This is a genomic window from Candidatus Atribacteria bacterium (genome assembly GCA_011056645.1).
Taxonomy (GTDB): domain Bacteria; phylum Atribacterota; class Phoenicimicrobiia; order Phoenicimicrobiales; family Phoenicimicrobiaceae; genus Sediminicultor; species Sediminicultor quartus.
Window position 1 is genome coordinate 1 of sequence record DSEL01000082.1, and the last position, 5,030, is coordinate 5,030.

Annotated in this window: 3 protein-coding genes; all 3 read left to right on the top strand. The window is 32.2% G+C overall.

Features of this window, described 5'->3' with window-relative positions; all coding sequences use genetic code 11:
- The first annotated feature begins 181 nt into the window (after positions 1-181).
- The 3 genes from murJ to ENO17_03300 are packed head-to-tail and all read left to right on the top strand — an operon-like array spanning position 182 to position 4,782.
- Positions 182-1,816, top strand: coding sequence for a murein biosynthesis integral membrane protein MurJ (gene murJ, locus ENO17_03290; GenBank protein HER24061.1), 1,635 nt, complete (start codon positions 182-184; stop codon positions 1,814-1,816).
- Between the two features lie 3 nt (positions 1,817-1,819).
- Positions 1,820-3,631, top strand: a complete 1,812-nt coding sequence (locus tag ENO17_03295) for an elongation factor 4 (GenBank protein ID HER24062.1) — start codon at positions 1,820-1,822, stop codon at positions 3,629-3,631.
- Positions 3,632-3,645: 14 nt separating this feature from the next.
- Entirely contained in the window at positions 3,646-4,782 is a 1,137-nt protein-coding gene (locus ENO17_03300) for an oxygen-independent coproporphyrinogen III oxidase (protein ID HER24063.1), read from the top strand.
- The last annotated feature ends 248 nt before the right edge of the window (positions 4,783-5,030 follow it).

Here is a 5,030-nt window from a genome sequence, read left to right on the forward strand (position 1 = left end):
AGCAAGTATCGAATATCCAGTATCCAGTGAAGAAAATTAGGATTAAAGTGTAGGGGTTCGATTTATCAAACCCGTCTTTTAGGGGTCGGATGAATCCGACCCCTACGTCGGAAGAAACACTTTATTTGAAATAGTTTTTATTTGATATAAATGTTATTTGTACACTATAATATCGAATAGAATGCATATGTTATTTGCTAAAAATATAATGTATTTACTGGAACTCGATATAGAAAAAGGGAGATTAATGGAATCAAAACATAAAATCGTTAAATACGCAGGAACAGTAATCATAGCCACCCTATTTTGCAGGGTATTGGGATTAGCCAGAGAAATAGTAATATCCAATAGATTCGGTGCAGGTTGGGAAACCGATGCTTTTTTTATCGCCTTTATGATTCCTAATCTACTCAGGAGTTTTTTGGGAGAAGGTGCTTTAAATTCAGCATTTATCCCTACCTTTGCGGACTATTTAAGCAATCACGATAGGAAAAAAGCTGAATATTTTGCTAGCAATGTATTAAATATTTTAATTATAATCTTAATCATTATGGTAGGTTTAGGTATTTGGGCAGCCCCCTGGTTGATAAATATAATTGCTATCGGTTTTAAAAGCAATATAGATAAATATCAATTGGCTATCAAACTTACTAGAGTTATGTTCCCTTATATAGGCTTTGTAGCAGTTGCCGCTTTTTTTATGAGTATATTGAATTCCTATGACCATTTTTTAATACCTGCTTTATCACCGGCTATGCTCAATATTTCGATTATTGCTTTTGCTTTTATTTTTAGTGTAAAGTATGGGATATTTAGCATTGCCTGGGGAGTACTATTAGGGGGAATAGGCCAGGCATTGATACAAACTCCGGAATTAATAAAAAAGAAGATAAAATATAGTTTTGTAGTGGATCTTAAAGATCCGGGTACCAAAAAATTATTAAAATTATTAATTCCGGCAATAATAGGTTTAGCGGTTACCCAGATTAATGTCGTAGTGGATAAGACGCTGGCTTCTACTTTGATTGACGGTAGTATTTCAGCTTTATATTATTCCAATCGATTGGTACAATTTCCACTGGGCGCATTTGGAATTGCTATTTCTATTGCTATCTTTCCAACATTGGCCAAACAAACCGTAGAAAATGATATTGCTGAACTTAAAAAATCATTGCTATTTGGTCTAAGAATCTTATTATTTTTCACTCTTCCGTCAGCTATGGGATTAATGGTATTAAAAGATGCATTAATTCGCTTAGTATACGAACATGGTATATTTAGTAGCAGTTCCACCCAGATGACCGCCAGTGCCTTATTTTATTATTCTATTGGCTTATTCGCCTATGCCTGCGTAAGATTAATTACCATGTGTTTCTACGCTTTGAAAGATGCTAAAACCCCGGTAAAGATCGGCATCTATATCGTATTGGTAAATATTGGATTGGATTTAATTTTAATTAGATATTTGGCTCATTCCGGTTTAGCTTTGGCTACCTCAATAGCAGCCATAATGAATCTAATTATATTATTAAAATTTTTGCAGAATAAAATAGGCAATCTCGGATTAAGATCCCAAACATCATTTTTGACAAAAATTGTTATATCTTCAATAGGTTTAGGAATAGCCTGTATTTTAGTGGAAAATTATTTTGGTAAGATATTAGATTTAAATAGTAAATATAACCAGATTATTCAAGTAACCGCTTCTATTATTAGCGGTAGTTTGGTATATTTTATGATTAGTTATATACTAAGAGTAAAGGAAATTAGATATTTGAAACAAAGCTTAAAAACAATCTTAAGGAGTAAAGAGTAAATAATGTTGGATGATTATCATTGTAATATTGAAAATATTAGAAATTTTTCTATCATTGCCCATATTGATCATGGAAAATCCACTATAGCTGATCGGCTGCTGGAATTTACCGGAACAATTTCGGAAAGAGAAAAAAGAGAGCAGATATTGGATGATATGGATTTAGAGAGAGAAAAGGGAATAACTATTAAATCAAAGGCAGTAAGATTATATTACCAAGCTAAAGATGGCAGAAAATATATTTTCAATTTGATTGATACCCCAGGACATGTCGATTTTTCATATGAAGTATCTCGTAGTCTCGCTGCCTGTGAAGGTGCTTTATTGGTAGTTGATGCTTCTCAAGGGGTACAAGCTCAAACTATAGCAAATATCAATTTAGCTCTAAAAAATAATTTAAAAATTATTCCGATTATTAATAAAATTGATCTGGCTACAGCCAATACAGATAGAGCTATTAAAGAATTAGAAAATATTTCAGTGCTAAAAGAAGAGGAAGTAATTTTAGCCAGTGCCAAAGAGGGGATCGGTACTTCTGATATTTTAGAAGCCATAGTTAATAAAATTCCCCCACCCCCAGGAAGTTCAAGTTTACCCTTAAGGGCACTTATATTTGATTCGGTCTACAATCCCTACAAAGGAACCATTGTTTATGTTAAGTTAGTTGACGGCGTCATTAAACCGGGTATGATGATTCAAACCATGTCAAATAACCTAAAATATGAAGTAGCAGAAATAGGGATTTTCCGGCCTAAAATGCAATCCATAAATAAACTTACTGCCGGAGAAGTAGGATATATTATTGCCGGATTTAAAAATATTAAAGATACTCATGTAGGGGATACTATTATCGATGCCACTAATCCATCCCGAGAGAGGCTGCCCGGGTATAAAAAAGTTACACCTTTGGTTTTTTGCAGCCTCTATCCTATTGATAATAAGGAATACGAAAACTTAAAGATTGCTTTGGAAAAGCTTAAATTGAACGATTCCTCTCTTTTTAGTGAAGACGAAACATCGGAAGCTTTAGGTTTTGGCTTTAGATGTGGATTTTTAGGATTGCTGCATATGGAAATTATTCAGGAAAGATTAGAACGGGAATATAACATTAGTCTAATCGCTACTACTCCTAGTGTAATGTATCAAGTAATTAAAAAAAATAAAGAAATATTAAAAATAAGTAATCCTTCATCTTTCCCTTCCAGAAATGATATTGATAAAATTGAAGAACCTTATGTAAAAGTGAACATTATCACTCCCAGTAAATGCATTGGGGGGATTATGGATTTAGTTCAAGAGAGAAGAGGAACCTTCAAAAACATGGAATATATAGACGAAAACATTATAAGATTGGATTATCATCTGCCTTTAAACGAAATTATTTTAGATTTCTATGATAAATTAAAATCTATAAGCAGCGGTTATGCTTCGCTTGATTACGAAATAATAGGATATCAATCCTCCGAATTAGTAAAAGTCGATATATTAGTTAATCATCAATTAGTAGATGCTCTATCTTTTATCATACATAAAGATAAGGCTTATACACGGGCAAGAAAGATAGTAGAAAAATTGAAAGAAATTATTCCCCGGCAAATGTATGAAGTTCCCTTGCAAGCGACTATTGAAGGGAAAATTATTGCTCGAGAAACCATAAAAGCCTTAAAAAAGGATGTCCTGGCAAAATGCTACGGAGGAGATATTACCCGGAAAAGAAAACTATTGGAAAAACAAAAAGCTGGTAAAAAAAGAATGAAGAAAATTGGGAAGGTAGAAATACCTCAAGAAGCTTTTTTAGGGATATTAAAAATTTAGTCAGGTGATAAATAATGAAATTAGGATTATATCTACATTTTCCCTTTTGCAAAGCAAAATGCCCTTATTGCGATTTCAATTCTTACCCCTTGAAGGAAGATAATCAAATTTCCTCATACATTTCCGCGTTATTTAAGGAGATATCGATCTATTCCCAAAAATATAAAAAGAGCCGCATAAAAACTATTTATTTAGGGGGAGGGACTCCCACCATTTTACCCGGAGTACAGATTGGCAATATATTAGATTTTTGTAAAGACAAATTTAATATTGAACAAAATGCAGAGATAACTATTGAAGCAAATCCTGGGACGTTAGATGGTGAAAAAATAAAATTCCTCATTGGATCGGGAATAAATAGATTAAGTTTAGGAGCACAGAGTTTTAGTGATAGATTGTTAAAGAAATTAGGTAGAATACATAATACCCAGGATATTATCGATACTTTTCATTTAGCTCGCGAAGCAGGCTTTAACAATATCAATTTAGACATCATGTTTGCTCTACCGGGCCAAACTACCGAAGATTTTAAAGCTACTTTGAAAAAAGCTGTTTCCTTGTATCCAGATCACTTATCCTTATATAATCTTACCATAAACGAGGGAACAGAATATTATGAAGAACACCAAAGAAATAACTTGAAGCTTCCCACGGAAGATGATGAATTTGTTATGTACCATTGGGCAATTAGTTTTTTAAAAAAGAATCATTTTGAGCATTATGAAATTGCGAATTTTGCCCAACCTCATAAGAGATCGCTTCATAATCTTATTTATTGGCAAAATCAACCCTATTTAGGGATAGGGGCGGGAGCCTATTCTTTTATAAGAGGGTATCGTTATTCAAATTTTAAAGATCCGGTAAAATATATCAAAGAAATAAGCAATGATAAATTACCTGTCGACCATGGAGAAAAATTATCCTTAAGAAAAAGAATGATAGAAACCTTAATTTTAGGCTTAAGGACTAAAGATGGGGTAAGTTTTAAAGAATTTTTAAAAAGATTTAAAGTTGATATGAATAGTATCTTTCACAAACAAATTAATAAATTAGTTAATTTAAGACTATTACTAAAAGATGATTGTCAGATAAAATTGACCAAGAAGGGTATTTTTCTGGCCAATGTTGTTTTTAGGGAATTTGTTGATTAAATAAATTAGTCGTTAGTGAATAGTGAATAGTCGTTAGTATTGTGAGAAGAAAATTAGGGTTCAAGTGTAGGGATTCGATTTATCGAACCCGTCTATCTTCGGGTCGGATGAATCCGATCCCTATATTAAAAACAATATTTTATATAAAGGTTTTTTGAATTTTAAATAATGGTTTTAGATTTTTAGTTTTTCTTTTTAACTTTTTAGTTTTATTTGAATGATATTTTTGTATTATTTGTAATTTTTAT